At 45.7% G+C, this 3,374-nt stretch carries 1 protein-coding gene and 1 pseudogene; both read right to left on the bottom strand.

Translation table 11 applies throughout. The annotated features are described in order from the left end of the window. Positions 1 to 365 precede the first annotated feature (365 nt). Positions 366 to 2,717: a di-heme oxidoredictase family protein gene (locus VB740_RS36225; RefSeq protein WP_323204627.1), complete on the bottom strand. Its 2,352-nt coding sequence runs from the start codon at positions 2,715 to 2,717 to the stop codon at positions 366 to 368. 407 nt (positions 2,718 to 3,124) lie between these two features. After that, a pseudogene (locus VB740_RS36220) lies at positions 3,125 to 3,295 on the bottom strand (AAA-like domain-containing protein); the annotation flags it as partial. Positions 3,296 to 3,374: the final 79 nt, after the last annotated feature.

The following is a 3,374-nucleotide window of genomic DNA, read 5'->3' as shown; positions in this document are numbered from 1 at the left end:
CGACACGCTGCGCGATCTGCCAACTGAGCCTCCTGCCCTCTGCCTTTCTTGATAATAATTTTTTTATCTTTACTGACAATAGTACTAGTAGTTTTCACACCAGGGTGAATTTTAAAACTAAGTTTCTCAAGCTTTTAGATGAGAAAAGACCTCCTTCAAAATTCTAGTAAAGGGATATCGCTGGAATACGGTAGATTTACCTTGTGGCAATAGCAGCCTAGCACGTAGGAAATTATTTTATCGTAAGCAGAATGACATCATGACTTTAATCGTAAGATTACCTGCTATCACAAGAAGGGACGCTCTTAAGAACGTCCCCGTAGTAAAATTCACAAACAATCGATATTAGAGATATTGGAGAACCATTATAGCTCCTTCAAGAAATCAATTATCGCTTGTTGATCAGAAGATGTCAGATAACGGAAACGACCGATAACTTCCCGTGCTTCACTTCGATGAGTTTTTGAAATAGCACTGGTATAAGGCGGGCAAATGACATCCTCAGGTGATGACCCATAGTTAATCACATTGCCGATTTTATTGAAGACTTTGCCACCCGGAGGAACAGGGCATCCTCCACCCGGCAGCTTAGAAGTCTTATAGTCATCGGGTGCAGGCAGGTCATGTAGCTCAATCGCTGCCCGAAGTGCATCGTCTACTGAACGAATAACCAACGGTGCATTAGTCACTTCGCTATTGGTAAACACCGTACCCGCAGGTGTTGTGTCACGGGTGAGGGTACTCAAGTAGACGCTACCATCATGTAAGAATGGAGGGCCAACTTTACCAAGCCCCATCAAAGGCGGTGTACGGAACTCTTCACCCTTAGCAGTTGCTTTCTGGTTTGAGAAGATATCATCAGTTAGGTTACGGGGCAGATCATAGGTCTTGAAGTTCGATCGATCGCTACCAACAGCCGTGGTTCGGCTCACAAGGATTGGATCGCGCGGAGTTGGTGCAAACCGTTCAGCATCAATGATAGGGCCTTTATGCAGAATCAGATCCGAGAAAATTGGTGCCCAACGGTAACTGAGAATATCTCCAACCTCTGCTGCATCAATACCTAAGGATGGATCGCCAAAAGCAGGTGACCGACCAGTTCTTTGAACCGGAGTATGGCAGCTCACACAACTCACCATGCGATCGCTCTGGTTAATGGCATTAGGATCGCGACCATCGCCCTTGCTAGGCATACGACCAGGGATCATCCGGTTGGCAAAGGCAATGAGATCGATACCAAAAAGCTGCGCTCCCCGTTGAACACTGGCTGCACGACTGTAGCCAGAACGAGGTTGAGAGGGATTTTTAGAATTTAGCACGGCTAATAGATTGGGGCCAAATTCTGGGGGAGCCGTCAGGCGCAAGAAATTGCGCTCACTGAATGGGGTGCTGAGGTGAAACTCAGGGTCGTTTATTGGATTTTTGCAGTTTTTATTATAGGGAGCAATTTTGGGATCAGCAATATTGACCTCTCTATTGTTAATCAAGCTTGTAATGCCAAGCTCACCTTGCAAGCCCCCAATGACAAACTGCAACATCTCCGCGCCATTGGAACGTAAGCCAAAACGCCCTACCCCAGAGGCCAAGGCGTTGGGTTGGTCAGGTGGCGCATTGGCAGGAATCATATTGACCTTACCTGTGACACAATCACCGTTGCACTGGAATACAGCAGTTTTTAAAGACGATTTGCCGCCTATAGTGTCAGAGGGATCAGGAGCGTTTGTAATGTCCTGGTTTGGAATAGCCTCCATCAACCCACGACCGATATAGGGAGGACCAGCGCGTTCACCGACACCGCGTCGAAATCCACTTGAACTCTGTCCCGTAGCTAGATTAATCGTGCCGAGGTTTCGATCTTGGGCGATGCTGGGAATCGCATCTGGTTTGCAATCTATACTGCGATCGAAAGCTTTAAGTTCAGCGATCGGAGGGCGTACATGCTGCACAAAACCACCAAAATTCTGTGCATTACCTGTGATGGGATTTTTAGTACCATCCAGCGGATCGTAAGATTTGGTCGGATCGACTGCTTCAACCGATGGTGAAAAGTCCCCGAAGATCGTAAAGGCTGCGGTTCGCCCGGTATTATTGACCGCATCTAAGGCTGGGTCGGCCTTATTAACGATATTCAAGTTAATAGAACCGTTTGAATTGACTGGATCTAAGCGAACACCAGCGGGTCTACCACCATTTTTTGTGTCACCCGACGTATAACTGAAGTTGGTGGGGGTTGACCGTCCAGCTCGACTGACGTTCGAGATACCCGTGAGCAGCCCCAGACCTGGAACCGACTCAAGGTTATTCAGGTGACAGCCCGCGCATCGGGTTTGGTTAGCCATCGCCCCTGCACCTTCCTTAACGCTCTCTGGGGTGGTAAAAAACCACGCCCCTTCCACCACTTTCTGGCGAGCTGATTGCGGAACAGAAGGAAAGAGCAATCGATCTAACTGATCCGCCGTTCTCAGGGGAGCAAATCCCACATCGCCATAGGTATTCCGGCGGAGACGCTCTGCTGGACGAAGGGGTTTATTCGGAGGCGCAACCACAAAGCCCGACCTAACCTCGACTTGTCGCTGTGCAAGTAATGTAGCATCGTCGGGAATATTGGTACGAAACTGACCAAGAACTTTGTGTGGGAAAACAAAAGAAATCAACACTGACAGGCTAAGAGATAAAGCCACTATCAATAAGACACTTAAAAGCTTAAGTCTTGGCATTACGTTATTTCAGCCTTATTCAAGTTTGAGTAAGACACGCTGAAAATCACAAATCTCATATTTGGATTTTTAGCCTGTCTATGCTATGAAGCATGAAAACTAATAAGCTATTGGTACCAATGCTCAGTCCTTGAATTCGCAAACCCTAAAGGGTAATTACATACAGCAGTTTTCCTTTGAATAATGTACAAATTTAGTAAAGATTCAGGCAGAAGGCAGCAACTCTGCATATGCAATTTTTATCCCTGCCTTTTACACTTGACTTACTGGCAACTGCTGTAAATAATTTATGACAATACTAAAGTAAAGCGATTTAATCTAAATATTTCTACATAAATAGCCCGCTTTTAGTGTGGAGGAATTTATACTAGTATGTTTGTCTGGGCTAGGGTTTTACGTTTTGGTATAAATATTTGCAATTCAATTGCTAAACCCACATTAAACGGAGACTTATTGAGATCCAGAAGGATATACACCTCTGGGGAATGGACGATAATTAACCGGAGATTTTGCCACAGAGGATTCCTGCTATCTCCATAGACTGCTTCTTCATACCAAGAACGCAAAAAGCTAAAGAAACACAAGCTACTTTCTCTGCTTATTTAGGGACTTCCAAATAAAAAAACATCCCAAATTTTCTTGTGGGATGGGTGTCCC

The organism is Nostoc sp. UHCC 0251, assembly GCF_034932245.1.
In the GTDB taxonomy this organism is placed as follows: Bacteria; Cyanobacteriota; Cyanobacteriia; order Cyanobacteriales; family Nostocaceae; genus Nostoc.
The sequence above is the reverse complement of the archived record's forward strand: the minus strand, read 5'-3'. Positions and strand labels throughout refer to the sequence as shown.

Bases quoted from the DNA above. Each gene is read 5' to 3' on its own strand.
- VB740_RS36225 (WP_323204627.1), bottom strand. From the start codon at position 2,717: ATGCCAAGACTTAAGCTTTTAAGTGTCTTATTGATAGTGGCTTTATCT.